Below are 26,008 nucleotides of genomic sequence, written 5' to 3' on the forward strand. Positions count from 1 at the left end.
AGGATTTGGATTATGGCAGTCGTTAAAACAAAACCGACCTCCGCAGGCCGCAGATTTTTGGTCAAGGTCGTCAACGATGAACTCCATAAGGGTGCTCCCTATGGTCCATTGGTGGCAAAAAAGAGTAAAACTGGCGGGCGTAACAATAACGGTCGTATCACTACGCGTCATCGTGGCGGTGGACATAAGCAGCGCTACCGCATCATCGATTTCAAGCGCAACAAGGAAGGTATTCCGGCAACAGTTGAACGCCTTGAATATGATCCGAATCGGACCGCGCATATTGCACTGATCCGTTATGCAGACGGCGAGCGTGCCTACATCATCGCGCCCAGCAACCTGCATGTGGGTGACCAGGTCGAATCAGGGTCAGGTGTGGCGATCAAGGTGGGTAACTGCTTGCCGTTGAGGAACATGCCGATGGGTTCCGTGGTGCATTGTATCGAGATGAAACCAGGCAAGGGTGCCCAGCTTGCACGTTCCGCCGGTGCATCGGTGCAACTGGTGGCACGGGAAGGCGAGTACGCCACCCTGCGTCTCCGCTCTGGTGAAATGCGCAAGGTCCTCGCTGATTGCCGAGCAGTTATCGGTGAGGTTTCAAACTCCGAGCACACGCTGCGCTCATTAGGCAAAGCGGGAGCCACACGTTGGAAGGGTATACGCCCGACTGTGCGTGGTGTTGTCATGAACCCTGTTGATCATCCGCATGGTGGTGGTGAAGGTCGTACCTCGGGCGGCCGTCATCCGGTATCGCCATGGGGTGTGCCGACCAAAGGGTATAAAACCCGTACCAACAAACGCACAAACAAGATGATTGTGCGCCGTAGAAACCGTAAATAATTGATTAGGGGTTAGAGTCGTGCCACGTTCAATCAGAAAAGGCCCATTCATTGACCACCATTTGATGAAGAAGGTGGATGAGGCGGTAGCCCAGAACAACAAACGTCCCATCAAGACCTGGTCACGCAGATCTCTCGTGGCGCCGGAAATGGTGGGACTGACGATCGCTGTATACAACGGCAAGCAGCATGTTCCGGTCTTGATATCCGAGAACATGGTCGGACACAAGCTGGGTGAGTTTGCGCTGACCCGCACTTATCGTGGCCACGCCGCTGATAAGAAGTCCTAGTAGAGGAAGTGACGATGCAGACTACAGCAAAATTGCGTCATGCCCGGATTTCGGCTCAGAAGGGGCGACTGATCGCCGATCAGATTCGCGGCCTTCCCGTAGAACAGGCCCTTGATATTCTGTCGTTCAGTAAGAAGAAAGGTGCCGGGCTGGTAAAAAAGGTGCTTGAATCGGCGATTGCCAATGCAGAGCACAATGATGGTGCGGACATCGATGAATTGAAGGTGGCAGCCGTCAGTGTCGATGAAGGGCCGACCATGAAGCGTATTCGCGCACGTGCCAAAGGGCGTGCAACCAGGATTCTCAAACGCACCAGTCACATCAATGTGACTGTGGCGGAAAAGTAACAGGCAAGAGAGGCCGAAATGGGTCAAAAAGTACATCCAACCGGGATACGTCTTGGCATTGTAAAAGACTGGACTTCCAAGTGGTACGCGGATTCCAAGCACTACGCGGATCTGTTGAACAATGATCTTGTAGTCAGAGATTTTTTGAAAAAGAAGCTGTCACAGGCGTCAGTCAGTCGAATACAGATCGATCGTCCGGCGAATAATGCCCACATTACCGTCCACACGGCACGACCAGGACTGGTAATCGGCAAAAAGGGCGAGGATATCGATGCTTTGAGATCCGAAGTGTCCGGCATGATGGGGATTCCCGTACACATGAGCATTGAGGAGATCCGCAAGCCGGAACTTGATGCTCAGTTGGTCGGTGAGAGTATTGCCCAGCAGCTGGAAAGGCGTGTCATGTTCAGGCGCGCTATGAAGCGGGCTGTACAGAACGCCATGCGACTCGGTGCCGAGGGTATCAAGGTCCATATCAGTGGACGACTCAACGGTGCTGAAATTGCACGTTCCGAATGGTATCGGGAGGGGCGTGTACCATTGCATACGCTGCGTGCGGATATCGATTACGGTTTTGCTGAAGCGAATACAACCTACGGTATCATCGGTGTCAAGGTTTGGGTCTTCAAAGGTGAAGTCTACGGTGATAATGAGGAAGTTGAAGTAGAAACCAAGACTACCTCGTCGGGTAAGAGGTCGTAAGCAATGTTACAACCTAAACGGACAAAATTTCGCAAACAGCATAAAGGGCGCAATCGCGGATTGGCGATCAAAGGCAGCGATGTCTCTTTTGGTGAATACGGACTTAAATCAACCGGACGGGGTCGTATTACCGCAAGACAGATCGAGGCCGCTCGTCGTGCTATTACCAGGCATGTAAAGCGTGGTGGAAAAATCTGGATCCGAATCTTTCCGGACAAGCCGATCACCAAGAAGCCTCTGGAAGTTCGCCAAGGTAAAGGCAAAGGCAACGTTGAGTACTGGGTTGCTCAGATTCAACCCGGTCGCATGCTCTATGAGATTGAAGGTATTTCCGAAGAGCTGGCCCGCGAGGCATTCGCGCTTGCTTCTGCCAAGTTGCCTGTTTCGACCACATTCGTGAAGCGGACGGTAATGTAATGAAAGCATCAGAGTTAAGAGAGAAGTCCCAACAAGAGCTGACAACTACGCTCGAAGAGCTTCTGAAAGAGCAGTTTAACCTGCGTATGCAGCGGGGCACCGGCCAGTTGGCCAAGCTGTCGCGCATGAAGGAAGTTCGCAAGGATATAGCACGTGTAAAGACTCTTATGAATGAACAGAAGTCGGGTGAGGCATCATGAGTGAACAGCAGGCAACAAACCGGACGCTGATTGGACAGGTTGTCAGTAGCGCGATGGATAAATCGATCACTGTATCCGTCGAGCGCCGTGTAAAGCATCCGGTTTATGGAAAATTCATGCGCCGTTCGACAAAGGTACATGCGCATGACGAAGCGAATGAGTGCCAGAAAGGCGATACCGTGATGGTGGAACAGTGTCGTCCACTGTCGAAAACCAAAACCTGGCGTTTGGTTAAAGTACTGGAGCGTGCCGGCTGAGACGCTGTTCTCAGAGTGCGTCCAATCGAAACTATTTGGAATTAGGGCAATACCATGATTCAGATGCAGACCAACCTCAGTGTTGCTGACAACAGTGGCGCGAAGCAGGTTCAGTGCATAAAGGTGCTGGGTGGTTCTCATCGCCGCTATGCAGGGATCGGAGATATCGTAAAAGTCAGTGTCAAAGATGCCATACCTAGAGGTAAAGTGAAAAAAGGTGATGTCTACAATGCGGTTGTAGTCAGAACCAAGAAGGGCGTTCGTCGTCCGGACGGATCAGTGATCCGCTTCGACACCAACGCTGCTGTGCTGTTGAACAACGCACTGCAGCCCATAGGTACGCGTATCTTTGGCCCCGTGACCCGTGAATTAAGGAGTGAGCGATTTATGAAGATCATTTCGCTCGCACCAGAAGTTTTGTGAGGCGGCATCAATGGCAAGCAAGATTAAAAAGGGCGACGAGGTAATCGTCATCAGCGGAAAAGACAAAGGCAAACGCGGTACTGTAGTCAGAATGCTGCAGGACGACAGGCTGGTTGTTGAAAATGTCAATATGGCAAAAAAGCACACCAAGCCCAATCCAAATCGCGGAGAGCCTGGCGGCATACTTGATAAAGAGATGCCTTTACACATTTCCAACGTGGCCCTCTACAATCCGGCAACCGATAAGGGTGACCGGGTCGGCTTTAAAATTCTTGAAGATGGCAAGAAGGTTCGAATCTTCAAATCGAATCAAGAAGTCGTCGACATCTGAGGCGTGATCAGACATGGCAAGATTACAGCAACAATATAGTGAAACCATTGTCCAGGAGTTGATGGACAAGTTTCAGTTCGGCAGCGTCATGCAGGTTCCCAAGATCACCAAGATCACTCTGAATATGGGAGTGGGCGAGGCGATCGGCGATAAGAAAGTCCTGGAAAATGCGGTCGGTGATATGGAAAAAATCGCGGGTCAAAAAGCGGTCATTACCCATGCCCGCAAATCCATCGCCGGTTTCAAGGTGCGTGAAGGATGGCCTATCGGTTGTAAGGTGACCCTGCGCCGTGAGCGGATGTACGAGTTTCTCGATCGCCTGATCAACATAGCGATACCCAGAATTCGGGATTTCCGTGGCCTCAATGGCAAATCATTCGACGGCCGTGGGAACTACTCCATGGGCGTTAAAGAGCAAATCATGTTTCCAGAGATCGATTACGACAAGATCGACGCTATTCGTGGCTTGGATATCACCATTACCACTACGGCGAAGACTGATGAAGAGGGTCGTGCGTTGCTGGAAGCCTTCAAATTTCCTTTTAAGAACTGAGTCCGGAATATGGCAAAAAAGAGCATGATCGCACGCGAAACCAAGCGTGCCCGAATCGCCTCCCAATATGCTGCCAAGCGTAGTGCCCTGAAGGCGGTTATCAAGAATCCAAACAGCACATTCGAGCAGATCGAAGAGGCGACGCTGAAATTGCAGAAGCTGCCTCGGGATGCAAGTCCATCCCGCAAGCAGAATCGCTGTCGGGTGACAGGCCGGCCACACGGCGTCTATCGCAAATTCGGACTCTGCAGAAATAAACTGCGCGAAGCCGCGATGCGCGGCGATGTACCGGGGCTTGTTAAAGCCAGTTGGTAAGCGTATAATTTTGCGCCTTTACCCGGGTCAGCTGCTGGCCCGTTTTGTTTTTTTATGTTTCGGTATCGCGCCACAAAGGCGGACTGACCACAGGAGCTCATTATGAGTATGTCAGATCCCATCGCGGATATGCTTACACGCATCCGTAATGGCCAGGCAGCCAAGAAGACGACTGTAGAGCTGCCCTCCTCAAAGCTTAAGCTCTCAATTGCTAACCTCCTGAAAAATGAAGGTTTTCTTCAGGAAGTCTCAATCAATAGCGAATCCAATAAACCGACTCTGGTTTTGGAGCTGCGCTACTATCAAGGTCGCCCTGTTATCGATATGATCAAACGAGTCAGTCGTCCCGGGCTGCGTGTCTACAAGGGAAAGGGTGAGTTGCCCAAGGTGCGTGGTGGTTTGGGTGTGGCGATTATCTCCACCTCAAAAGGTGTGATGTCCGACCGTGCTGCCCGGGAGACGGGTCAGGGCGGTGAAGTCATCGCCTACGTTGCGTAAGGGGGGTGATGAGATGTCACGAGTAGCTAAGAGCCCAATTACACTTCCATCCGGCGTTACGGTCAAAAAGAGTGAACAGTCGCTCAGTGTCAAGGGCCCCAAGGGTGAAATGGCGATGGAGATACATCCATCGATAGATGTTTCCGAAGAGGAAAACTCCCTTAAGGTAGCGCCAAAGAGCGAGGACAAGGCAACCTGGGCCATGGCCGGTACTATGCGGGCGCTGGTCAATAATATGGTGACCGGTGTCACTCAGGGATTTGAGAAGAAATTACAATTGGTTGGCGTCGGTTACCGCGCCCAAGCCGGTGGTAAATCACTCAACCTCAATCTGGGTTTCTCGCATCCCATTGACTATCCGGTTCCTGAGGGTATCAGTATTGCGACACCCTCGGCCACTGAAATAGTCGTCAGTGGAAGCAACAAACAGCGTGTCGGCCAGGTGGCAGCGGAAATTCGCGCTTTCCGTCCACCGGAGCCTTACAAAGGCAAGGGCGTGCGTTATGTAGACGAATATGTGGCGCGTAAAGAAGCCAAGAAGAAATAGGGTAGAACGATGGAAAAGAAAATATCACGCATACGTCGTGGACGTCGTACTCGGGCAAAGATTCAGGAGCTTGGCGCGCATCGTCTCTCTATTCATCGCACGCCCCGACATATCTATGCTCAGGTGATCAGCCCGGATGGCGGCAATGTGCTTGCCAGCGCCTCGACGCTCGATAAAGCGATTCGGGGTGAGATCGAGGGTGCCTGCGGTAATGTCGGTGCGGCAAAGATCGTCGGTAAATATATCGCTGAGCGGGCTAAATCCGCCGGCGTTGAGAATGTGGCCTTCGACCGCTCCGGTTTTCGTTACCATGGGCGGGTCAAAGCACTCGCAGAAGCGGCGCGTGAAGCCGGTCTTCAATTTTAAAGGTTCTGGATTATGGCTAATTTCAATGCAAAGCCTGAGGGCGACGAGTTTCTTGAAAAGCTGGTCAATGTAAACCGGGTGGCAAAGGTTGTTAAAGGTGGCCGCCAGTTCGGGTTCTCCGCACTGACTGTTGTCGGTGATGGCAAAGGACGAGTCGGTTTCGGTACCGGCAAGGCGCGTGAAGTTCCGGTGGCAATTCAGAAGGCCATGGAGACGGCGCGCAAGAACATGGTATCGGTTCGCCTCAGCGGTTCTACCTTGCAATATCCCGTTACAGGCAGACATGGTGCTGCAAAGGTACATATGCAGCCAGCCTCTGACGGTACCGGTATTATCGCCGGCGGTGCGATGCGTGCCGTTTTTGAAGTGCTGGGTGTACAGAATGTACTGGCGAAGTGTATCGGGACGAACAATCCAATGAACGTTGTTCGGGCGACCATCAACGGCTTGCAAGAGATGACAGATGCCGAGTCCGCTGCTCTGAAGCGCGGCAAGAGCGTCGAGGATATCCTGGGGTAGGTCATGGCTAAGAAAAAAATGATGCGTGTGACTCTGGTGCGCAGCACAAGTGGCAGATTGGCAAGCCATAAAGCGTGTGTCGCCGGGTTGGGATTACGACGTATGCACCAGATCGTAGAAGTGGAGGATACTCCGGCAACGCGAGGCATGGTGAATAAAGTCAACTATATGGTCAAGGTTGTGGAGGCCTGAAGATGCGCTTGAATACACTACAACCTGCCGCTGGCAGCAAGACCGCCCGTAAACGGGTCGGGCGAGGTATCGGCAGTGGATTTGGTAAGACCTGTGGTCGTGGCCACAAAGGGCAGAAATCACGCTCCGGCGGCTATCACAAGGTTGGATTTGAAGGTGGCCAGATGCCACTGCAAAGACGCCTGCCGAAGGTAGGTTTCACTTCGCGTGTCTCTTTGGCAGCGGCTCAGGTACGTCTAGGTGAGTTGGCGAAGGTCGATGCTGACGTGATCGATCTTGACGCCCTGAAAAAGGCAAACCTGGTCACTCGATCGATAAAAAGAGCGAAGATCTTCGCTTCCGGCGAAATTGACCGTGCCGTTACCGTGAAAGGTATTGGTGTGACCAAGGGCGCTAAGGCAGCAATCGAAGCAGCTGGTGGCAAGGTCGAGTAATCATGGCCAATCAGGGAACACAGATGATGGGTGCGCTTGGCAGCATGGGCCGGTTGACAGAGCTTCGTCAACGGCTGTTGTTTGTCGCAGGTGCGCTGTTGGTGTTCCGCATCGGTACCTTTATACCTGTGCCGGGTGTCAATCCGGTAGCATTGGCGGCTCTTTTTGAACAGGCCCAGGGATCAATTCTGGACATGTTCAACATGTTTTCCGGGGGTGCCCTGGAGCGTGCCAGCCTGTTCGCGTTAGGCATCATGCCCTATATATCGGCGTCGATTATCATGCAGCTGATGTCCGCAGTCATTCCAACTTTGGAACAGTTGAAAAAAGAGGGTGAGTCGGGACGTAGAAAGATTACCCAATATACCCGTTACGGCACAGTCGTTTTGGCGACTTTCCAGGCAGTGGGTATCTCGATCGCATTGCAGAGTCAGACCGTTGGTGGCGAAACCATCGTTATCCATCAGGGTATGGGTTTTGTCGTCACTGCTGCTGTGTCGCTGGTAACAGGCACCATGTTCTTGATGTGGCTGGGTGAGCAGATCACCGAGCGTGGCATAGGCAACGGTATTTCGCTGATAATTTTTGCCGGTATCGTTGCAGGTCTGCCGTCCGCTATCGGCGGTACGCTGGAACTTGCCCGTACCGGTGAACTCAATGCGCTGACGATCCTTTTCCTATTTGTATTGGCGATTGCCGTAACCGCCTTCGTTGTCTTTGTTGAACGAGGACAGCGCAGGATTACAATCAATTATGCCAAACGTCAGCAGGGCAGAAAAATGCTGGCCGCACAAAGCACGCATCTGCCGTTGAAATTGAATATGGCAGGTGTCATTCCGCCGATCTTTGCGTCCAGTATCATTCTCTTTCCGGCAACGCTCGGGCAGTGGTTCGGTAACACTGAGGGCACACGCTGGATACAGGATATATTCGCCAAGCTGTCTCCCGGTGAGCCGGTATATGTAATGGCCTACGCAGCGGCGATAATCTTTTTCTGCTTTTTCTACACTGCGTTAGTCTTCAATTCACGGGAGACCGCCGACAATCTGAAGCGATCAGGTGCGTTCATACCCGGTATCCGTCCGGGGGAACAAACGGCCAAGTACATCGACGGCGTGATGAGCAAATTGACCTTTTGGGGTGCGATCTACATCACCCTGGTCTGTTTACTGCCTGAGTTCCTGATCGTGGGCTGGAATGTCCCCTTCTATTTTGGTGGCACATCATTGCTGATTATTGTCGTGGTGGTTATGGATTTCATGGCGCAGATACAGGCGCACATGATGTCGCATCAATACGATGGGCTGATGAAAAAGGCCAATCTGAAGGGCGGCGGTGCGGGATTGCTACGCTAGCGTCGAGCGCTACAGTTTAAATATTTGGAGTCTGAATCATGAAAGTGCGTGCATCGGTAAAAAAGATCTGCCGAAATTGCAAAATTGTACGCCGGAATGGCGTCGTCAGAGTGATCTGTAAAGAAGGGCGTCATAAGCAGCGTCAGGGTTAATCAGGGCAAAATTAGTGCCACATCCGCTTGATGCAAGCGGTTGTGTAGAGTAATATTGCGCGTTTCCCTTTGGCAGAGTGCCAGGGGTTTGTTCAGGAGATTTAGAGATGGCTCGAATTGCAGGGGTCAACATTCCAGACCGAAAACATGCGGTCATTGCACTGACATCGATATACGGTATCGGGCGTTCTCGTGCGGGCGATATTTGTAAAGAGGCCGGTATCGAACCGAACGTCAAGATACAGGAGCTCAGTGAAGACCAGGTGGAGAGCATTCGTACAATCGTTGCACGTTACACCGTCGAAGGCGATCTCCGTCGTGAAATCTCCATGAATATCAAACGCCTGATGGACCTCGGCTGCAATCGTGGGATACGTCATCGTCGCGGACTTCCACTGCGTGGCCAGCGTACCCGTACCAATGCCAGGACACGCAAAGGGCCACGTCGTCCGATCAAGCGTTAAACAAACCATATTTATGAATCTGTAGGTGCAGAAGATGGCTAAACCTAGTATCCGTGGTAAGAAAAAGGTAAAGAAGAGTGTGACCGATGGAATCGCACATATACATGCCTCTTTCAACAACACAATCATTACCATTAGTGACCGCCAGGGCAATGCACTGGCTTGGGCCACCGCTGGTGGATCGGGATTCCGCGGTTCTAGAAAGAGCACCCCATTTGCGGCCCAGGTGGCTGCTGATCGCGTGGGACAGATGGTCAAGGAGTATGGCGTCAAAAATCTTGATGTTAATGTGAAAGGCCCCGGGCCTGGCCGCGAATCCGCAGTACGTTCCCTGAACAATGCGGGATTCAAGATCACGAGCATCTCAGATGTTACGCCTATTCCACACAATGGCTGCCGTCCTCCCAAGAAGCGCCGCGTCTAATTACTGGAGTTATTGAAAATGGCAAGGTACATCGGACCCAAGTGTAAGCTAAGCCGCAGGGAAGGTACTGACCTTTTCCTGAAGAGTCGCGTGCGTTTACTCGATTCCAAATGCAATATGGAGAAGGTGCCCGGGCAGATGGGAGATCGCCGTCGGCGGGTATCCGATTACGGTTTACAGCTACGCGAGAAGCAGAAGGTGCGTCGTATCTACGGCATAATGGAAAAGCAGTTCCGTAACTACTACAAAGCTGCTGCACAGAACAAGGGCGCGACCGGTGAGAACCTGCTGCAACTGCTTGAGACGCGTCTCGACAACATTGTCTATCGAATGGGTTTTGGCTCTACCCGGGCCGAAGCGCGTCAACTTGTGAGCCATAAGGCGATAGAGGTCAATGGCAAGGTAGTTAACGTACCCTCATTCAAAGTTACAGCGGAAGATGAAGTCTCTATCCGGGAAAAGGCGAAGAAACAGCTCAGGATTCAGGGAGCACTCGAACTGCAAGGGCAGTATGGTTTTGTCGATTGGGTTGAAGTTGATCCGAAAGCGATGAAAGGCAAGCTGAAACGTGTACCGGATCGATCAGATTTGTCAGCAGAGATTAATGAACAACTGGTCGTCGAGCTCTACTCCAAGTAAGCCTTGACGAGGGAATATACATGATCGATAGCGTTACGGAATTTCTCAAGCCCCGGATAGTAAACGTTCAGCCCCTCACGGCTACACGTGCGAAAGTGACCCTTGAGCCGTTGGAGCGGGGCTTTGGCCACACCTTGGGGAATGCATTAAGGCGCATCCTGCTTTCATCGATGCCTGGCAGCGCGATCACAGAAGTGGAGATCGCCGATGTACTGCATGAATACACCACGATGGAAGGTATTCAGGAAGATGTGCTTGATGTGCTGCTTAATCTCAAGCAGGTTGCGATCATTATGCATGCACGCGATGAGGCGACCCTGAAATTGCAGAAGAAGGGTCCGGGACAAGTGCTTGCCAGCGATATCACTCTGGATCACGATGTGGAGATTGCCAACCCGGATCTGGTTATCGCCAACCTGACGAAGTCAGGTGAAATCAACATGACTCTGAATGTACGCCGTGGACGTGGTTACCATCCGGCGGCTGCCCGCGCGGGTAGCGCGGGGGATGAGCGTCCGATCGGCATGTTGCAGGTGGATGCATCATTCAGCCCGATAAGAGAAGTGGCATACAGTGTCGAGGCGGCCCGTGTCGAGCAGAATACAGGCCTCGATCGTCTGGTCATCGAATTGGAGACCAACGGTACCATCGATCCGGAAGAGGCCATCAGACGCTCCGCCAGCATCTTGCGTGATCAGCTCTCCGTGTTTGTCGATCTGGAAGCTGAAGCCGCCGAGTCGGTATCTGAGCCTGAAGAGCCGGCAATCGATCCGATACTGCTGCGTCCCGTGGATGATCTCGAACTGACGGTACGCTCTGCAAACTGTCTGAAAGCGGAAAATATCTTCCTTATCGGCGATCTCATCCAGCGCACTGAGGTGGAATTGTTGAAAACCCCGAATCTCGGCAAGAAATCACTGACCGAGATAAAGGACGTACTTGCCCGCCGCGGACTTTCGCTGGGTATGCGCCTTGAGCATTGGCCACCGGAAAACATCGAAGAGCAGCTGACTCACTAAGCAGTTGCACTGACTATTTATTAACTTTTGAATTTGTGGAAGTCGAATCATGCGCCATCGCAAATCAGGCCGGCAGCTAAATCGTAACAGCAGCCACCGCAATGCCATGTTCAGAAACATGACCGTCTCTCTGATCAATCATGAAATGATCAAGACAACCCTGCCCAAGGCAAAAGAGTTGCGACGTGTCGCCGAGCCGCTTATCACACTCTCCAAGACGGACAGTGTGGCAAAGCGCCGCCTGGCCTTCGCCCGGCTGAGGGACAAGGCTGCAGTGGGCAAACTGTTCGCTGAACTCGGTCCTCGTTATCAGGAACGCCCGGGAGGTTACCTGCGCATCATGAAGTGTGGTTATCGCCCCGGCGATCAAGCGCCCATGGCTTATGTGGAGCTGGTTGACCGCCCGCTGCCTGAAGAGCCTCAGGACAGCGAAGACGAAACTGAGGCTGAAGAAGCCTAAGCCAGAGCAACTAATCAGGCCCTGAAAACCCACATCTATTGATGTGGGTTTTTTTATGCGCGTCATAATGCGGATTAATCATCTATTGAATACTAGAAACCGGAGCAAGGTCAGCGTTTCAAACTTTTCATCAGTTCCCCAAGTGCAATGCTCTGGGTCCTATTGTTGTCGTCATGCCGGGGGTTATCTATTTCAAAGGTACGTTGCCCATTGATCATGCCAGAAATGTCCGAACCCTTGCCGGCAAGGTCATGGCTGAAAACCGCAATGATGTGGAGCAGGGTAAAAGTTGCTATCACCTGGTAACTCAAGTAATGCAGATCGTTGAGACTCAACCCGCCAATCATCGAGATAGCCTTGAGCAGAAACAGACCGCTGACAGCAACCAAAAGCATAAAGAAGTAAAGCACCAGGTAGACAGGTCCCCAAAGCGGGTTGTGGCTGTACCATTTGGGTAAGGGTGCTTTACCGAGAGTTAAATAAAACTTCAACACTAACCATGCTTGCGACAGGCGATGCAGGTTCGGTTCACAGGAGGAGAGATGTTCGCTGCCTTTACCGAATAGGAGCAGGTAAATTCTCAACAGCAGTGCCGGCAGAAACAGGCCGCTGAGCATAAAGTGAATCTCGGCAGCGCTTTGTGCCATCAGGGGTGTATTGTTCATGAGCCAACCGGTGAGCAGTAAACCGATACTGGAGATCCCCAGGCTCCAGTGGGCGAGTCTGAGCCTGCCGCTCCAGACCAGGACCCGGCTGACGTTAGTTAACTGCATATTCAATCACCTGCCTACTCACTTTCGTGGTGGTATTACAGCATGCATAATCCATCAACGGAACGAGAATAGCCTGGACAATTGTCATGGTCTTTGTGCCGATTGGATGTGTCTCGGCAGGCTGTTGTCAAATCAACGACCACCCGGATTTATTATGATCAGAGAGAGAAAAAGCAAAAAAGAACGCAGAGCCGAGCGGGATCAGGCAATGCTGCGGTATACCAAGCAGCGTCAGAGAAACCTGTTGGCCAAATCCGGAGTGCATGAATTTATCGTCGTGCTCGATCATATGAAGGCTGGTTTCAACGTGGCGAAGATCTTTCGCAGTGCAGAAGCTTTCGGCGCGCACGAAGTTCATTTGGTGAATATTGGTCCTTTTGATCCTGCGCCCGGGAAGGGGGCATTTAAAAAGGTACCGGCGCGTTTTTTCGACAACTTTGATCAAAGTTATCGGGAACTGACTAAACGTGGATACCAGATTGTAAAGCTGGAAGGGGGGTGTAAGCGCTTACTGACAAATTTCAGGATGGATAGCAAGATTGCCTTTGTTCTGGGCCATGAGGAGTGGGGTCACAGCTTCAAAGAGGAGGACTATCCGGAAATCCTATCGGTATCCATTCCTCAATTCGGGCAGGTGGAGAGTCTGAATGTTTCGGTGGCGGCATCTATCGTTATGTACGAGTATGTGCGCCAGCACCAGGGTCCGGTGTGACCCGATCTTTCCTGATTGGGCCGCAAGTCGACCAGAGTTATAGCTAATGTCTATCGATCAGGAAAATCTATAGATTTCATCGTTAACACGGACACAACAATGACAGTCAGTGACGCGAGCAGCAACCATGTCATTTGATTTCTCCTCTTATTATGTTTGAACTGCACTGAGCCAATTACGCCAACCATAGATCAGATACAGTCATTTTTATGTGATATATAACTGAATTAGCTTAAGAAAAGCTTAAAAAAAGCGTGATTCAGGTCACATTCGTTTACAATTAAAGACGGGATCTGCCCATGAAGATCAGCGTGGGGGGGCGCTCGCTGTCTATCTTGATACGCGTGAGGCTGGCGGTGGCAATGGAAAGCCGGTACATGGAATTGAGGGGGGCTTGCAGGGTGTGGTTGATAATCGAACGGATCACGCCCGCATGGGCCACAAGCAGCAGATGCTGGCCCTTAAAACGTTCACAGGCGTTGCTGTAGGCGTCAAGAACCCGTTCATTAAAGTGATTCAAATCCTCGGCCTGTTGAGGCCGGTTTTGAATAGGGTCGTGGTAAAAGCGTGACAGGATTGCCTGGTCACGCAGGCGGAGCTGGCTACCCGTTTGACCTTCCCAGTCGCCGAAACCAACCTCTTTCAGCCGTTCATCAAGCTCTACGGTGATCTTGAGTTCGCGTCCCAGGGCAGTGGCAAATTCGCTGCAACGACGCAGGGGTGAACTGACAATGACCTGCCAGGGGCGTCCGCCGGAAACGGCTTGCCACATCTGTTCCCATCCGCGGTCACTCAAGGGATCATCAATCTGTCCGCGATAGCGCCTCCCGCCGACAGGTTCTCCATGGCGCATCAGATCGATCCTGGTGACCCTGTCAGGCACCTAAACCAGTCCACTGAATGTGAGAAGCGCGACTATCACCAAATAGACTACAAGCGATCTCCAGGCGAGGGCCATTGCGGCCTTTGCAAGAAAACTGAAGGACTGCACTCCCTCATTCGCTTCGTTGATCAGCGTCGAAAGCCGCATGGCGCCGCCGCCGGTACAGATCAGAGTCCCGCTGTTGCTGTCGGCGAATTCGCTGAATCGGTTTTCGTGGTAGCTGCGCCAGCCGTAAAGGGCGTCCTCGAAACTGCCCGCGATGGCGTAACAGAAAGCGGTTAACCGGGCAGGTATCCAATCAAGGATTGTGACCAACTGTTTGCTGTTGAGGCGGAAATCGGGATCTTGATTGGCCTGCTCCATTTTCGGCAGCCAGGTAGCGATGCGATAGGCCATCGAGCCGATTGGACCCAACAGTATGAACCAAAAGAGTACCGAAAACAGACTTTGGTTTGCCTGGGCCAGCACGCCTTCGGCCACCGCTTGAGAGCGTGCCGGTTCGCTGGTTGGGGGTTCATCCTTGATAAGGGAGGCGGCAGAGGCCCTGATTTCGTCATCCTCATCACTATCGACGGCCTCGATGTAGCGGTTGACTTGCGAGTCCAGGTCATTGGGGCCCAGACAGTAGAGCAGAATTGCCACCGAGAGCGCGAACCAGAGCAATCCGAATAGGGCATCTTCAAACAGGTGTTGCAATATTGACAGCGCAAGTACGGGTGGCAGTATCAATAGCAGTACCCCGATGGCACCCTGCCTCATCCGCTGGGGTAGCTGGTGCCGCTCAAACCATTGGCAATAGGTAGTGAACCAGCCATTGTCACGCAACTCGCCGTAACCGAGTAGAAAACGTTCTGCTATCAGGCAGATTAGAATGATCGTCAGACTCATCGGGCAAGTGTCAGATAATCGAAGATAAGTTTCAATACATATCCTGAGGTTTGAGGCATGTTATGCAACTTTGTATAGGATTCAACCCTTACAAGTTGATTCCCTTGTCGATGATATGCCTCCATAGGGATATGCCCTGCGAAGCAAATATCACCATCACCAGGTAGCGGGTTTGGTATTCCTAGGAAGCGGGATTCTCATTTATATGGTGGCAGGGAGAGTCACTCCGGTGCCGATATCGAGTCTAAATAGCGTGGCCAGTCGAACATCGGCCCGGGGTCTGTTTTACGCCCCGGCGCAATGGCGGCATGGCTTGTTATACGATCGCGGGTGATCGCAGGATAGTGGTGTATGACTTCTCTGGTGACTTGCTGCAGGGCCCGGTATTGATCATCTGTGAAGGGTATCTCGTCCGAGCCCTCAAGTTCGATGCCGATGGAGAAATCATTGCAGCAGGTTCGACCGCAATAATGGGATTCCCCGGCATGCCACGCCCGCCGGTTCAAGGGAACGTATTGCGTTATTTTACCTGTGCGCTGGATGAATAGGTGACAAGAGACCTTGAGTGCTTTGATCTCGGCGAAATACGGATCGGCCGTAACATCGAGTCTGTTCATGAACAGATCATCGATCCAGCCCCCTCCGAACTCGCCGGGAGGCAGGCTGATACTGTGAATGACAAGCAGGTCGACCTCAGTTGCCGCAGGGCGGTCATCCATGTTTTCCGATGGGTGAAACTCAGCGCAACCCAGTAGAATGTCTTCAGATTGGATCAACTCGGTTCCGATTTGGTTTTGAGCCCTTTCAATACCATATCGGTATAGCTGACGATACCCACGATTTCGCGGTTGTCCACGACAGGCGCCCTGGAAAGGTCAAAGCGGCTGAAGATTCTTGCGCAATAGCGAATGTCCATACTTGAGGAGACGGTCAATGCAGGCTTGGTCATGATTTCATAAATATTGACCCGCTCCGGCGCCCGGTCCTTGGCCAGCACCTGACGGGCAATATCGGAAAGCATCACCAATCCATACTCGTCGTCGTCATTACGTTTTTTGACGATCAACGATTTGGTCTCCACATGGATCATGCGTTCAAGTGCCATTTGTACGGTATCCATCCCATCGACCATGTCAAAGTTGGTTTTCATGACATCCCGAACCCTGATGAGTTGTCGATCGCTCATAACTCCTCCTCGATAACTTGTGTGAGTGTCTGGATCTGGTGGCTGACGCCGACCGCATCTTCGATGTCTAGTTGAAAGGCGATGCCGTTTCCCGGTTCTTCATCAAACTGGCCGGCTTTTGATATTGTCTCCAGAATGGTACGACTGAGATGCTCCTCGACCAGCAGTAACAATACATCCCGTTGAGTATCAAGGGTCAAACCGAGAAATGTCTTTGACTGGTTGACGCCTTCGCCACGCGCATGATTGATGACTGTGGAGCCTGTGGCTCCTGCGGATCGGGCAGCCTCAAGAACCTTTTCGGTTGTAGTGTCTTCTACCAGGGCGATGATGAGTTTGAAGTGCATGAGATTTACCTCGTTGTATCATCTGTCTTTCTTTTCGAACGCCATTCGCTCAGCTGAGCGTAGGCCATGACTGACATGATCGGAAAAAGGCAGGTAAAGGCGATGAGGCCAAAGCCGTCCATCACAGGATTGCGTCCCGGTATATTACTCGATAGTCCAAGTCCAAGAGCCGCAACCAGTGGAACCGTGACAGTGGAAGTGGTTACCCCTCCGGAATCGTAAGCCAGGGCAATGATCGAACGGGGGGCATAGACTGTCTGCACAATCACCACCACATAACCCGCCATGATGTACCAGTGTAAAGGCGTGCCGGAAATTATCCGGTAGCAACCCAGGGAGACACCGACCGCAGCGCCGATGGCGACCGCAATGCGTAATCCCCACTGACTGATGGCGCCTGCAGAGACTTGATTCGCCTTGATGGCGACAGCAATCAGGGAGGGTTCTGCAATGGTGGTGGAGAAGCCGATGCTGGCCGCAAACAGATAGACCCAGAAGTAGTGGTGCCATTGAACGGTACCAGCCGTAGTGGGAATATTGAGTATTTCAGGGGAGGTGAGCTGATTCGCCATCAACTCGCCCAGTGGGAAGAGGGCCAGATCCAACCCCTCCAGGAACAGTACCAGACCAATCAGAACCAGAAGAAAACCAAACAGGACCTCTTTAGGGTTTTTTATCGGTCGGCGCAAAACCAGGAACTGGAAGCCAACCAGAATACCGGCGATCGGCAGGACATCGAGGATCGTGCCTATCATCACTGCGAAGAAGTGCTGCAAGGCTTCGTTCATAACAACAATCCATATCCCATGACGAAGATCATCGGTGTCAGAGAGGCAAAGGCGATCAAACCGAATCCATCTGTCATTGGATTGCGGCCCTTGATGCTGGAGGCGAGTCCTACGCCAAGGGCGGTAACCAGGGGAACGGTGACCGTGGATGTAGTGACTCCACCCGAGTCATATGCAATACCGATAATTTCTTTTGGGGCTATAGCGGTCATTAATACAACGCCCAAATAGCCGCCAATGATCAGATACTCCACGGGCCAACCCTTAACGATACGCACTACGCCGAACACAATTGCGAATCCGACGGATATCGCGACGGTGTAGCGTAATCCTTGGGCATACTCCTCTTGTGCATGGGCTGTATTTTCGATCATACCGCCGACAGCGGCCACATTGGCTGCCTCCTGGGCGATTTTGATCAATGCGGGCTCAGCCACCGTTGTACCGAATCCGAGGGCGAAAGCGAACAGCAGCAGCCAAGTCAGGCTGCCCTTCCGTGCAAAATCCCATGCCATACCTTCACCGATTGGAAATAGGCCGAGATTCAAGCCCTCGATAAACAGGGTCAGGCCCAGTAGGACCAGCACAGATCCTATGAGGATGGTGCCGAGATTGGGTATTGGCTGTTGCAGGACCACCAATTGAAAAAAGGCGATAACCAGTACAATCGGCAGCAGATCACGGGCGCTGTTGGCGAGGGATGAGAATAGTCGTTTGAGTAGGCGCATCGATGGAAGTGAGGCTGTTTCAGGTCGTTTATTGCTTTTCTGTGAGGTGAGGCCTTTTGGAGCTCTTCCTCAATCATTAAACAATACCTTAGATTCACTTCAGCTTCTATTCCTCAAATTATCCTATATTGGAGATTGGGTTGATCCGGTTTGGGGGAAAAACGCCCATAGGTATCTATCCGCCTGCCAGGTGGGGCGAGATTCTCTCATCATCGATGGGTGGAAGAATGGCTAATCGGAATTAATTTCGCAAAAGTATGAGGCACTCAGCTGGGATGGTACCGGCTGGCGTGACGACCATATGATTGGTTTTTAGTAGAACTCATTGATTATACGTGCGTTTGGTGCTAATTTTCCCTTTGTGCCCTGGGTATTTAGCTTCATTTCTTATCGCTGAAAAGCGCTTAGTGTGAGGTTATTCTCAAACGATATCCGTGAAGTAACATAGCCTTAGGCTAGATGCGGGTATCAGGGACCGGTCGGCATCTTTTTGGATATTGATGGATACCTTCAAGTGGCAATAGATGCGAAGGCAAGACAACATTATTACATTCGGCTCAGCTGTGCCCCGTCGAAAAAAAATCGCTCTTGACGTGAACGGACGTAGGATTGCGTCTGAATGTCGCAATCTCGTAGGTAAAACGTTACCAAAATTGATGAGTGGCCTATTCGAGAATCTCGATGATGCCCTCTATGAAATGGCAAACAAATCCGAGAGCAACGCCCTGCAGAATATCTATTTCGACTCCATGCGAGAGCTCCGCAAGCAGCGGTCAGGTATCGATCGCAGGTTTAACCAGGAAGTCCTTCGGGCCTACGATAGTTACTGGCAAACGGGCGAAATAACGATCCAACAACCAACCCTCGATGAACTGAGTCTGGAATCGGAAATGTCGCTGGTGGATGATGAGGATCTAGAAGACTCATTAGCCGTCACTAATATGGTCAGCAAGTCCGAGAGCCGCTACACACGTGAACTCTACGCCATGAGTCAACGTTTCGGCTACCTGATCGGGGGTGGATCTGTCGATGAGACCTTGGCCCAACACACCCCACTGGCACCGGGTGTCATCTGCAACGCATTCCAGATCTCGATGGCGGGTGTTCCAGTTGAGCTGCCGGTCAAATTGGTCGTCTACAAGCTGTTTGACCGCCACGTGATGCACTATATCGGTGGCCTATATGATGAGATCAATCTGCTCTTGGGCCGTGCCGGCGTCATACCCAAGCTGACACCAAAGGTGCGCCGCAATCCGGTTTCCCCAAGCTTGCGCGGTGAGGGAGGCGAAAGCTACCTGGCAAGTGACTCATCCTATATGAGTTCATCCGCACCCGCATCCACCGCATCAGCCGCTACGGAAGAGGTGATCCAGGCTGAGTTGTTTTCAAACCTGCAGCAACTGCTCAACCTCAGACGTGCAAGTGCCGGTGGAAGCAGTCTGTTGACATCCAGTCTGATGCTTACCCCACCGGCTGGCAATGTTCCAGTTGTCGATACAGGTGAACTCCTGGGTGCGCTCTCAGCTATCCAGCAGTCGAATGTGGTGATGCTGCCTCAAGGGCGTCGAGTCAATCGACCCCTGACACCCGATGAGATGCGGGCTCAGTTGGTCACTGATCTGCAGATCGCCAGGGATGGTCAGGTCGTACGCTCACTTGGCGATGCGGACAACGATACTATCGATGTCATCTCCATGATCTTCGAGTTTATCCTCGATGATTACAGCCTGCCCGATGCCATGAAGGCTCTGATCAGTCGTCTGCAGATACCCATGCTGAAAGTGGCGATCATCGATAAGACTTTTTTCAGTCAGAAGGTTCATCCCGCAAGGCGTTTACTCAACAGCCTGGCTCAGGCGGCTGTTGGCTGGAATGATACAGGTGATCGTGCCAATGACACCCTGTATAAAAAGATCGAGCAGGTAGTAAAACGGGTTTTGAACGAGTTCCACGACGATCCCGGTCTGTTTGCGGAGTTGGAAGAGGATTTCTCGAGTTGGTGGCAGAAGGAGCAGCGGGGCGCACAGATTGCGGAACAGCGCACCAATCAGATAACCAAGGGAAAAGAGCAACTCAAATCAGCCAAGCAGATCGTTTCTGAAGAGCTAAACAAGCGGTTACGCACTCAAAATGTCATTCCCGAGGCGGTGATGTCTATTCTTGAGGACGGCTGGAAAGATGTACTGTTACTTATCTACCTGCGTGAAGGATCGGAGAGTAAAGGCTGGAGCGAGGCATTGGATATCGTTGACAGACTGTTATGGAGTGTACAACCCAAGTCCGAATATGGGGAAAGGCAGCAATTACTGCGCGGTATCCCTGAACTGTTGAGAAATATCCGCGAACGGCTGAACAGCATTTCGTTTGATCAACATAAAATGGCCAAGTTGTTTAAAGAGTTGCAAAACTGCCATATCGGCGTCCTGCGCGGCGGAGACAGTAGTCAGATGCATACCGCTGGAACGATGCCGGTTAACCAGTATGAGATTCATTTTCCGGATAGCAAACTTGTGGCTGATCCCAACAGCCAGCTGCATGATATGGCGGAAGACACGATCAGTGAGAATGATGATTTCACTCAGCAGGCGGTTGATCTGGAAACCGGTGAATGGCTTGAAATCATTGATGGAAGCAGTAAGGTTCGGGTCAAATTGTCGTGGAAAAGCAATGTTACAGATACCTATATCTTCGTTAACCGTAAAGGCATGAAGGCTATGGAACTCACCACCTTCGGCCTGGCCAAGCGTTTGCGTGAAGGCACGGCTAAAAAGGTGGAACTTTCAGCCAAGCCGATCATGGATCGAGCCCTGGATGCAATGCTCGATGCTTTAAAGAAAACAACTTCAACCCCTGCATCAGCCTAGCGCCGATTGGATGAGTGTTAACAGGCCCTAGCCTGTTAAAGAAGCAGATTTATCCCTATCAGGCACCACATACCACACAAAGCGATGGCTTGACGCCATGTATGAGCAGCTGATAAGAATTTCCAATTGACCGTACATCGGTCTGTTAACTGTTTCATTGCACCGTAAAGAGGACTGGGTTGATCATGAGTGAAAAAATCACAGATTCCGGGCTGAAGTTTGAAGATCTGAACAAGGGGACAGGGGATATTGCAATATCCGGTAATCGGGTCTCGGTACACTATACCGGATGGCTGCTCGATGGAGAAAAATTCGATTCCTCCCTGGATCGTAATCAACCCTTTGATTTTACTTTAGGCAAGGGCATGGTGATTGCCGGATGGGATGAGGGGGTTGCCGGCATGAAGGTGGGTGGCAAAAGAAGGCTGACGATTCCACCGCAATTGGGGTATGGCGCTCAGGGGGCCGGTGGCGTGATCCCTCCGAATGCCACATTGGTTTTCGATGTTGAACTACTTTCCGTCGAGGGATGAGTAGGCTGCCGCCCCTCAACCTGATCAATGAGCAGGTCGGACTGGCATTGTCAGAGGATCTTGGTACTGGCGATCTGACTGCCGGATTGCTGGATGAGCACGTTTTAGCGCGAGCACACATTATCTGCCGAGAAAATGCCGTGATATGTGGTGTTGCCTGGGTGAACCAAGTCTTCCAGCAATTGGATGGGAGCATTGAACTCGATTGGCGGGTTGCAGATGGAGACTCTGTGACTCCCGGCTCGGTGCTTTGCAGGTTGCAGGGTAACAATAGATCGCTGTTGAGCGGTGAACGGACGGCACTCAATTATCTACAAACCCTATCGGCAACCGCAACGGTGACACGTCGCTTTGTGGAGGCAGTGGAGGGAACGGGTGTGACCATACTCGACACCCGAAAGACCATTCCCGGCCTTAGGGTGCAGCAGAAATATGCGGTCGCCTGTGGTGGCGGCCGGAATCACCGTATTGGTCTGTATGATGCCATCCTCCTAAAAGAGAATCATGTGCAAATCGCCGGATCGATCGGGGCCGCACTGAAACGGGCTAACCAGATCGCACCCACCGGGGTGGAGATCGAAGTGGAGGTGGAATCCTTGGCTCAGCTGGATGAGGCGTTGTCCGCTGGAGCCAAAAGGATACTGCTGGATAACTTCGGGCTGAAGATGCTGCGTGAGGCGGTGGAGATGAATGCCGGACAGGCGAGGCTTGAGGCTTCCGGCGGCGTTGACCTGGAGACAATACGCTCGATTGCCGAAACGGGTGTGGATGATATCTCTGTCGGAGCCTTGACCAAGGATGTCAGGGCAGTTGATCTCTCGATGTTGTTTATAGACTAAACAACCCTATTTCTATACGCGCTCATCGATCAGTGTACCGATCAGCTCATTGGCGGTTTTCAGGGTTTTCACTTGCGCCTTGGTATGGTTGGCGTGTTGTTGCAGTTCAACCATGGCGCGGGATAGATCAGTCGGTTTGGCTTGATTGGTCTGCTGGGTACTGGCGATCTCCGACGCTACACGACGCATCCCCTGGAATCCCTTTTGAATCCCCTGAAGTGCCGGTCCTGTTATCGAATTGATACCCATGATTGATGCTACTTCCTTTAAATACAGCCGCTCTAATCCGTTTGTTGGCAGTTTTTCCTGATTCTTTAATTGATTCGTTCTTAAATATGGGGTGGATGGTCATATTGGTGAATTCCGTTCCCTAGGGCGGGGGGCTATAGGGTTTGTGATAACAGGCCTATGAACTCCATTGGTGGCGTGGCGGGAAGACCAGTCGGACGGTTGTGAACTGGTGGTGGTCAGAGGGTAAGGCCCAGTGACGGAAGCTGGCACGACGCAGCATGGGTTGTGTGTGTAGGCTGGCACCCCGCAGAGAGTAGTAATTATCGTCAACAGCCTGGGTTGAAGCCCTGTCATCGGGAAAGGGTTGAAATGAGGGATAGTGGTGATATCTGTTACCGCACCACTCCCAGGCGCGCCCCATTTGGCTTACAACACCCGTGCGCACTGCCAATTCCCACTGATATTCATGCTGGATCACGGCACCTGTAAATTCACCGCTTTCACGCCGGCCAACCCAGTTGCAGAAGGCTTCGGCCTCGTAGTGGGAGATACCGGTAACCGGTTCATTGGGCGGCAGGTGGGAGATGCCATTGATAGCTACTTCATACCATCCGCCTCTATGATCCTGCCGCCAATATTCGGGGTGTCTGTGATTATGATGATTCAGCCACTTCAAACCTTCGTTACTCCACAGAGATTCATCGCTATAACCGTCCGCCTGCATAAAACTGAGATACTGCGCATTTGATACAGGCGTCAGTGCAATCCGAAAACTACTGAGTTCAACGGCTTGTGGTGGCAGCTCATTATCGTAAGCGCGTGGTTCATCCCGGGCGCCGATGCGATAGTGTCCCTGGGAAATCTCCCTGGTTTCCCACTTGGGTACGCCGGGTTCAAGCGGTTCCTTGCATTGATAGGCCTGATCCCGTTCCTGGAGAGATCGCTGGTTAAGGAGTGTCAACATGGCTTCATAGAGTTTCGCCTGCTCTTGCAGCAGGAACCAGGGGAGCCTGTCGTGATGGAGCCAGGGATGATCGGGCAGTGCAGATGGAGTGGCTAGTCTGCGCAGATGTTCATCATGGATCTCCGAACCCCAGTTGATCAGGTGATCAACAGGTGGCAACCGGCTGCACTGTTGTTCCAGGCTCAATGCATTCGGAGAAAAGAGTTCTTCAACTCTCATGGAAAGGTCGTCATCGTGTTGCAACCGCTCTCTGAGCCATAGCAGTTCAAGATAGACGCCACGGCCGAAATACCAGTTGAGTGAGGCGAGTCGTGGATGAAATCGTCTGGCGCAATCTGTGGCTGGAATGGACGCCAATAGATCAATCTGCGATGCATGCAGACTGCTCAGTTGGCCAAGCGTGGTTGAGGTCATATCACCCTTTTCCGTTCGGCAAAACTGACTATGTTAACGGAGGGATATATTGGGGGGAAGTCTACCGACAGTTCTCAGGCCATAGTACGCTATGCCACACCCTATGCTTCGGATCCCGGCAGGGTGTGGTTTGTCATAGGGGATAAAGTCATTCTTAGACGCAGCCGGTGGGTTTCGGCAGCCCGCCATATTTGGTAATCGGTTTCATCGGACCCGTAAGCCAAAGTTTGAACATGGCTTTCTGGTCGGCGCCAAGATATTTTGAGAATTTGCGTATAGGCGGTACTACGTTGAACTCATCATAATACTCCCGAGCTTTCAGGATCTGCTGCCATTTCTCATCGGTGAGTTCATACTCGTCGTCTTCTGCCATGGCTCTGGCGACTTCCGGGGTCCATGCGTTCATATCGGTGAGATAACCATCTCCATCGCGTTCGGGTAGTTCTGTATTCATTTTGCCGCTCCTATTACCAACTAAAAAGGTAGGTTATTTTTGGAGCGAAGTTTAATGTGAAATACCAGTCTGTTTCCACCCAAAAAAATCCTGGTTTTAGGAGTCCGGTCTAAGACGTGTCTGATGTGGAAGCGTTTGAGAGTGAAAGAATGTGATTCAGGAATGCCGACTTATCTTCGCAACTGGTTTTAAACTGAAGGCGTCTCAAGCCTGTGGCCAGGCGGGTATCCAATCCGTAGGGATCAAGACCGACAACTTCGACGGGGGTATCGGCTGGTATGCCATTGCTATCGAGCAGTTGTTTCAGCAGATCATGGTTGTGGGTGTTCAACTGGTAAAGCAATTCCGCTTCATCCGCAGTTGAAAAGGGGATGGGCGGTGGGATACGGCTTGGATCGAACCAGCGGGCAGATCCGAATCCGCCGATATAGTAATAGTGTTTCACATCCAGTCGATAGAAACGGAAGTTGAGCTCTTTCCGATAGCGGCGTGCCTCCGGATAGAAACGAAAATATCGCTCGGCTGCGGCAGTTGAATTGACAGCTTCGGCACGTGCCAGACAAGTAAGGCGCGCCAGCTGCTGCACATCGCCATCTCCCTGGCCAGTCAGTGTCAGGGAGCAGCGAGGGTCGTGTTCGAGGTTCCTTGTATGTTGCGCCAGGTGAGAAATCAGCAACAGAAGGTTGCCCTTCGTATCACGGCAAAAGGGCAATAGCGAACCAAAGGGGTAACCTTGGTATTTCACTGAATGAGTAGACAGTAAACCGTGATAGCTTTCCGACCAGAGTTTATTTATATCGTTTAACAACTCTTCCGTTGATGATTCGGTATTCATTTTATTGTTCTCACCGTGGTTCAGATAAAGCTTTGTAGTTTTGCTAATCAGACTCGACGCCCGGATTGAGGTTAACCTCTCCGAGCCGTTTTTGAATAGACTCTATTTTACCTTGAAGGCCATGTTCTCTGGCTGGGCGGCTGTCGATCTTTATCGCGGCATACACGCGCTGGCACCCAGCCCCATGAATAATCTGGGCAGCTTGCTCAACAATCGCCAGGGCCTCGGTGATATTCGGGGTTTCTATCAAGGTTCCCATCGCTGTCAATTGGTATTCGATTCCAGTGCTGTCGATCATTTCGATCACCCGGCTCACTTCTTCACTGACGCTCACCCCTTTGTCCAGGGGAAAGATGCTGAATTCCAATAAAACAGACATGGCTCGCTCTCTGATTCTCTCAACACAACCATAGTATACATCTGAGATATTTTACCCTGGATTGGACATGGATGAGCGGTTGGCATTCGGAAAATGAAAACATCGATTTAACAATTCTTCACAGGCTTTGGGTTTATTCCGGTGCAGGGATTGCCCTAAGCTGCAGGCAGTATTCAAGGGCCGAGACAGATATGAGCGTGCTGGCTTTTCTAATGGTTGGTATGGCTGCCGGCTGGCTGGCCGGAATGGTTATGAAAGGCCATGGCCATGGGCTATCGGGTAATCTGTTTCTGGGGATTCTGGGCGCATTGATAGGTGGATATCTTTTTGAATTTTTTGCGGTCGACAGCAAGGGGTTGCTCCCGTCATTGATCACTGCAACAGCTGGCGCGATACTTGTTCTTACCATCACCGGACTGGTCAACAAGCGTTGAACATCAATTTGGC

At 51.7% G+C, this 26,008-nt stretch carries 40 protein-coding genes and 1 pseudogene; 29 read left to right on the top strand and 12 right to left on the bottom strand.

Features of this window, described 5'->3' with window-relative positions:
• Nucleotides 1–12: 12 nt before the first annotated feature.
• The 24 genes from rplB to rplQ all read left to right on the top strand — a co-directional run bounded on the left by rplB (nucleotide 13) and on the right by rplQ (nucleotide 11,743).
• The gene (rplB, locus tag CODIS_RS06405) at nucleotides 13–840 is read left to right on the top strand and encodes a 50S ribosomal protein L2 (protein ID WP_069122454.1); all 828 of its coding nucleotides are present in this window, start codon (nucleotides 13–15) and stop codon (nucleotides 838–840) included.
• A gap of 19 nt (nucleotides 841–859) precedes the next feature.
• Complete coding sequence (gene rpsS, locus CODIS_RS06410; RefSeq protein ID WP_069122457.1) at nucleotides 860–1,129, top strand: 30S ribosomal protein S19; 270 nt, start codon at nucleotides 860–862, stop codon at nucleotides 1,127–1,129.
• 14 nt (nucleotides 1,130–1,143) lie between these two features.
• Nucleotides 1,144–1,476, top strand: coding sequence for a 50S ribosomal protein L22 (gene rplV, locus CODIS_RS06415; RefSeq protein ID WP_069122460.1), 333 nt, complete (start codon nucleotides 1,144–1,146; stop codon nucleotides 1,474–1,476).
• A gap of 18 nt (nucleotides 1,477–1,494) precedes the next feature.
• On the top strand, nucleotides 1,495–2,178 hold the full coding sequence (gene rpsC, locus CODIS_RS06420) for a 30S ribosomal protein S3 (protein ID WP_069122463.1): 684 nt from the start codon (nucleotides 1,495–1,497) through the stop codon (nucleotides 2,176–2,178).
• A 3-nt stretch (nucleotides 2,179–2,181) separates the two neighbouring features.
• Nucleotides 2,182–2,595, top strand: a complete 414-nt coding sequence (rplP, locus tag CODIS_RS06425) for a 50S ribosomal protein L16 (protein ID WP_069122465.1) — start codon at nucleotides 2,182–2,184, stop codon at nucleotides 2,593–2,595.
• A complete protein-coding gene (rpmC, locus tag CODIS_RS06430) occupies nucleotides 2,595–2,795 on the top strand; it encodes a 50S ribosomal protein L29 (protein ID WP_069122468.1) in 201 nt (66 codons plus the stop codon). The genes rplP and rpmC overlap by 1 nt, the downstream gene beginning before the upstream one ends.
• Nucleotides 2,792–3,052, top strand: a complete 261-nt coding sequence (gene rpsQ / locus CODIS_RS06435; RefSeq protein WP_069122471.1) for a 30S ribosomal protein S17 — start codon at nucleotides 2,792–2,794, stop codon at nucleotides 3,050–3,052. The genes rpmC and rpsQ overlap by 4 nt, the downstream gene beginning before the upstream one ends.
• A gap of 54 nt (nucleotides 3,053–3,106) precedes the next feature.
• Complete coding sequence (gene rplN, locus CODIS_RS06440; protein ID WP_069122475.1) at nucleotides 3,107–3,475, top strand: 50S ribosomal protein L14; 369 nt, start codon at nucleotides 3,107–3,109, stop codon at nucleotides 3,473–3,475.
• Between the two features lie 10 nt (nucleotides 3,476–3,485).
• Nucleotides 3,486–3,806 (top strand): 50S ribosomal protein L24, encoded by a 321-nt coding sequence (rplX, locus tag CODIS_RS06445; RefSeq protein ID WP_069122478.1) that lies wholly within the window; start codon nucleotides 3,486–3,488, stop codon nucleotides 3,804–3,806.
• Nucleotides 3,807–3,819: 13 nt separating this feature from the next.
• Nucleotides 3,820–4,359: a 50S ribosomal protein L5 gene (gene rplE, locus CODIS_RS06450; protein WP_069122484.1), complete on the top strand. Its 540-nt coding sequence runs from the start codon at nucleotides 3,820–3,822 to the stop codon at nucleotides 4,357–4,359.
• 9 nt (nucleotides 4,360–4,368) lie between these two features.
• Entirely contained in the window at nucleotides 4,369–4,674 is a 306-nt protein-coding gene (gene rpsN / locus CODIS_RS06455; RefSeq protein ID WP_069122488.1) for a 30S ribosomal protein S14, read from the top strand.
• A gap of 102 nt (nucleotides 4,675–4,776) precedes the next feature.
• On the top strand, nucleotides 4,777–5,172 hold the full coding sequence (gene rpsH / locus CODIS_RS06460) for a 30S ribosomal protein S8 (protein WP_069122492.1): 396 nt from the start codon (nucleotides 4,777–4,779) through the stop codon (nucleotides 5,170–5,172).
• Between the two features lie 13 nt (nucleotides 5,173–5,185).
• On the top strand, nucleotides 5,186–5,719 hold the full coding sequence (rplF, locus tag CODIS_RS06465) for a 50S ribosomal protein L6 (RefSeq protein WP_069122495.1): 534 nt from the start codon (nucleotides 5,186–5,188) through the stop codon (nucleotides 5,717–5,719).
• A gap of 9 nt (nucleotides 5,720–5,728) precedes the next feature.
• The gene (rplR, locus tag CODIS_RS06470; RefSeq protein WP_069122499.1) at nucleotides 5,729–6,085 is read left to right on the top strand and encodes a 50S ribosomal protein L18; all 357 of its coding nucleotides are present in this window, start codon (nucleotides 5,729–5,731) and stop codon (nucleotides 6,083–6,085) included.
• Between the two features lie 12 nt (nucleotides 6,086–6,097).
• Nucleotides 6,098–6,604, top strand: a complete 507-nt coding sequence (gene rpsE, locus CODIS_RS06475; RefSeq protein ID WP_069122503.1) for a 30S ribosomal protein S5 — start codon at nucleotides 6,098–6,100, stop codon at nucleotides 6,602–6,604.
• Between the two features lie 3 nt (nucleotides 6,605–6,607).
• Entirely contained in the window at nucleotides 6,608–6,796 is a 189-nt protein-coding gene (gene rpmD, locus CODIS_RS06480; RefSeq protein ID WP_069122506.1) for a 50S ribosomal protein L30, read from the top strand.
• Nucleotides 6,797–6,798: 2 nt separating this feature from the next.
• Nucleotides 6,799–7,230: a 50S ribosomal protein L15 gene (gene rplO, locus CODIS_RS06485; RefSeq protein ID WP_069122508.1), complete on the top strand. Its 432-nt coding sequence runs from the start codon at nucleotides 6,799–6,801 to the stop codon at nucleotides 7,228–7,230.
• A gap of 2 nt (nucleotides 7,231–7,232) precedes the next feature.
• Entirely contained in the window at nucleotides 7,233–8,585 is a 1,353-nt protein-coding gene (secY, locus tag CODIS_RS06490) for a preprotein translocase subunit SecY (RefSeq protein ID WP_069122511.1), read from the top strand.
• A 38-nt stretch (nucleotides 8,586–8,623) separates the two neighbouring features.
• The gene (rpmJ, locus tag CODIS_RS20430) at nucleotides 8,624–8,737 is read left to right on the top strand and encodes a 50S ribosomal protein L36 (protein WP_071891793.1); all 114 of its coding nucleotides are present in this window, start codon (nucleotides 8,624–8,626) and stop codon (nucleotides 8,735–8,737) included.
• 107 nt (nucleotides 8,738–8,844) lie between these two features.
• Nucleotides 8,845–9,201, top strand: coding sequence for a 30S ribosomal protein S13 (gene rpsM / locus CODIS_RS06495; RefSeq protein WP_069122514.1), 357 nt, complete (start codon nucleotides 8,845–8,847; stop codon nucleotides 9,199–9,201).
• 34 nt (nucleotides 9,202–9,235) lie between these two features.
• Complete coding sequence (rpsK, locus tag CODIS_RS06500; protein WP_069122517.1) at nucleotides 9,236–9,625, top strand: 30S ribosomal protein S11; 390 nt, start codon at nucleotides 9,236–9,238, stop codon at nucleotides 9,623–9,625.
• An 18-nt stretch (nucleotides 9,626–9,643) separates the two neighbouring features.
• On the top strand, nucleotides 9,644–10,264 hold the full coding sequence (gene rpsD, locus CODIS_RS06505; RefSeq protein WP_069122520.1) for a 30S ribosomal protein S4: 621 nt from the start codon (nucleotides 9,644–9,646) through the stop codon (nucleotides 10,262–10,264).
• Nucleotides 10,265–10,284: 20 nt separating this feature from the next.
• A complete protein-coding gene (locus CODIS_RS06510; protein WP_069122523.1) occupies nucleotides 10,285–11,283 on the top strand; it encodes a DNA-directed RNA polymerase subunit alpha in 999 nt (332 codons plus the stop codon).
• A gap of 49 nt (nucleotides 11,284–11,332) precedes the next feature.
• On the top strand, nucleotides 11,333–11,743 hold the full coding sequence (gene rplQ / locus CODIS_RS06515; protein WP_069122527.1) for a 50S ribosomal protein L17: 411 nt from the start codon (nucleotides 11,333–11,335) through the stop codon (nucleotides 11,741–11,743).
• 110 nt (nucleotides 11,744–11,853) lie between these two features.
• Here the strand turns inward: rplQ and CODIS_RS06520 are convergent, their stop codons facing one another.
• A complete protein-coding gene (locus CODIS_RS06520) occupies nucleotides 11,854–12,516 on the bottom strand; it encodes a cytochrome b/b6 domain-containing protein (RefSeq protein WP_069122530.1) in 663 nt (220 codons plus the stop codon).
• Nucleotides 12,517–12,670: 154 nt separating this feature from the next.
• Here CODIS_RS06520 and CODIS_RS06525 point away from each other — a divergent pair, with 154 nt between their 5' ends.
• Nucleotides 12,671–13,228, top strand: coding sequence for a TrmH family RNA methyltransferase (locus CODIS_RS06525; protein WP_069122533.1), 558 nt, complete (start codon nucleotides 12,671–12,673; stop codon nucleotides 13,226–13,228).
• Nucleotides 13,229–13,508: 280 nt separating this feature from the next.
• Here the strand turns inward: CODIS_RS06525 and CODIS_RS06530 are convergent, their stop codons facing one another.
• The 6 genes and pseudogenes from CODIS_RS06530 to CODIS_RS21575 form a co-directional block, all read right to left on the bottom strand.
• A complete protein-coding gene (locus tag CODIS_RS06530) occupies nucleotides 13,509–14,111 on the bottom strand; it encodes a histidine phosphatase family protein (protein WP_083220589.1) in 603 nt (200 codons plus the stop codon).
• The gene (gene ampE / locus CODIS_RS06535; RefSeq protein WP_069122536.1) at nucleotides 14,112–14,999 is read right to left on the bottom strand and encodes a regulatory signaling modulator protein AmpE; all 888 of its coding nucleotides are present in this window, start codon (nucleotides 14,997–14,999) and stop codon (nucleotides 14,112–14,114) included. It lies immediately after the preceding gene.
• Nucleotides 15,000–15,220: 221 nt separating this feature from the next.
• A complete protein-coding gene (gene ampD / locus CODIS_RS06540; RefSeq protein WP_268805695.1) occupies nucleotides 15,221–15,775 on the bottom strand; it encodes a 1,6-anhydro-N-acetylmuramyl-L-alanine amidase AmpD in 555 nt (184 codons plus the stop codon).
• A complete protein-coding gene (locus CODIS_RS06545) occupies nucleotides 15,772–16,185 on the bottom strand; it encodes a CBS domain-containing protein (RefSeq protein ID WP_069122541.1) in 414 nt (137 codons plus the stop codon). The genes ampD and CODIS_RS06545 overlap by 4 nt, the downstream gene beginning before the upstream one ends.
• Nucleotides 16,182–16,532: a P-II family nitrogen regulator gene (locus tag CODIS_RS06550; RefSeq protein ID WP_069122544.1), complete on the bottom strand. Its 351-nt coding sequence runs from the start codon at nucleotides 16,530–16,532 to the stop codon at nucleotides 16,182–16,184. The genes CODIS_RS06545 and CODIS_RS06550 overlap by 4 nt, the downstream gene beginning before the upstream one ends.
• Before the next feature lie 5 nt (nucleotides 16,533–16,537).
• Nucleotides 16,538–18,048 (bottom strand): annotated as a pseudogene (locus CODIS_RS21575) (DUF1538 domain-containing protein).
• A gap of 524 nt (nucleotides 18,049–18,572) precedes the next feature.
• On the opposite strand from CODIS_RS21575, the gene CODIS_RS06565 reads away from it, so the two are divergent.
• From CODIS_RS06565 to nadC, 3 genes are all read left to right on the top strand, one after another.
• The gene (locus CODIS_RS06565; RefSeq protein ID WP_083220591.1) at nucleotides 18,573–20,912 is read left to right on the top strand and encodes a DUF1631 domain-containing protein; all 2,340 of its coding nucleotides are present in this window, start codon (nucleotides 18,573–18,575) and stop codon (nucleotides 20,910–20,912) included.
• 185 nt (nucleotides 20,913–21,097) lie between these two features.
• Entirely contained in the window at nucleotides 21,098–21,445 is a 348-nt protein-coding gene (locus CODIS_RS06570; RefSeq protein ID WP_069122554.1) for an FKBP-type peptidyl-prolyl cis-trans isomerase, read from the top strand.
• Entirely contained in the window at nucleotides 21,442–22,284 is an 843-nt protein-coding gene (gene nadC, locus CODIS_RS06575) for a carboxylating nicotinate-nucleotide diphosphorylase (RefSeq protein ID WP_069122557.1), read from the top strand. The genes CODIS_RS06570 and nadC overlap by 4 nt, the downstream gene beginning before the upstream one ends.
• A 12-nt stretch (nucleotides 22,285–22,296) precedes the next feature.
• Here the strand turns inward: nadC and CODIS_RS06580 are convergent, their stop codons facing one another.
• From CODIS_RS06580 to CODIS_RS06600, 5 genes are all read right to left on the bottom strand, one after another.
• Nucleotides 22,297–22,533 carry a hydrolase gene (locus tag CODIS_RS06580; RefSeq protein ID WP_069122559.1) on the bottom strand — a complete coding sequence of 79 codons (237 nt, stop codon included), beginning with the start codon at nucleotides 22,531–22,533 and terminating at the stop codon, nucleotides 22,297–22,299.
• A gap of 157 nt (nucleotides 22,534–22,690) precedes the next feature.
• A complete protein-coding gene (locus CODIS_RS06585; protein ID WP_069122562.1) occupies nucleotides 22,691–23,893 on the bottom strand; it encodes a formylglycine-generating enzyme family protein in 1,203 nt (400 codons plus the stop codon).
• A 154-nt stretch (nucleotides 23,894–24,047) separates the two neighbouring features.
• On the bottom strand, nucleotides 24,048–24,347 hold the full coding sequence (locus tag CODIS_RS06590; RefSeq protein WP_069122565.1) for a TusE/DsrC/DsvC family sulfur relay protein: 300 nt from the start codon (nucleotides 24,345–24,347) through the stop codon (nucleotides 24,048–24,050).
• A 109-nt stretch (nucleotides 24,348–24,456) separates the two neighbouring features.
• Nucleotides 24,457–25,182: a HugZ family pyridoxamine 5'-phosphate oxidase gene (locus tag CODIS_RS06595; RefSeq protein WP_069122568.1), complete on the bottom strand. Its 726-nt coding sequence runs from the start codon at nucleotides 25,180–25,182 to the stop codon at nucleotides 24,457–24,459.
• 43 nt (nucleotides 25,183–25,225) lie between these two features.
• Complete coding sequence (locus tag CODIS_RS06600) at nucleotides 25,226–25,561, bottom strand: MTH1187 family thiamine-binding protein (RefSeq protein ID WP_069122571.1); 336 nt, start codon at nucleotides 25,559–25,561, stop codon at nucleotides 25,226–25,228.
• Between the two features lie 191 nt (nucleotides 25,562–25,752).
• Between CODIS_RS06600 and CODIS_RS06605 the strand changes: the two genes are divergently transcribed.
• A complete protein-coding gene (locus CODIS_RS06605; RefSeq protein WP_069122575.1) occupies nucleotides 25,753–25,995 on the top strand; it encodes a GlsB/YeaQ/YmgE family stress response membrane protein in 243 nt (80 codons plus the stop codon).
• The last annotated feature ends 13 nt before the right edge of the window (nucleotides 25,996–26,008 follow it).

Origin of the sequence: Candidatus Thiodiazotropha endolucinida, from assembly GCF_001715975.1 — a bacterium.
Classification (GTDB): domain Bacteria; phylum Pseudomonadota; class Gammaproteobacteria; order Chromatiales; family Chromatiaceae; genus Thiodiazotropha; species Thiodiazotropha endolucinida.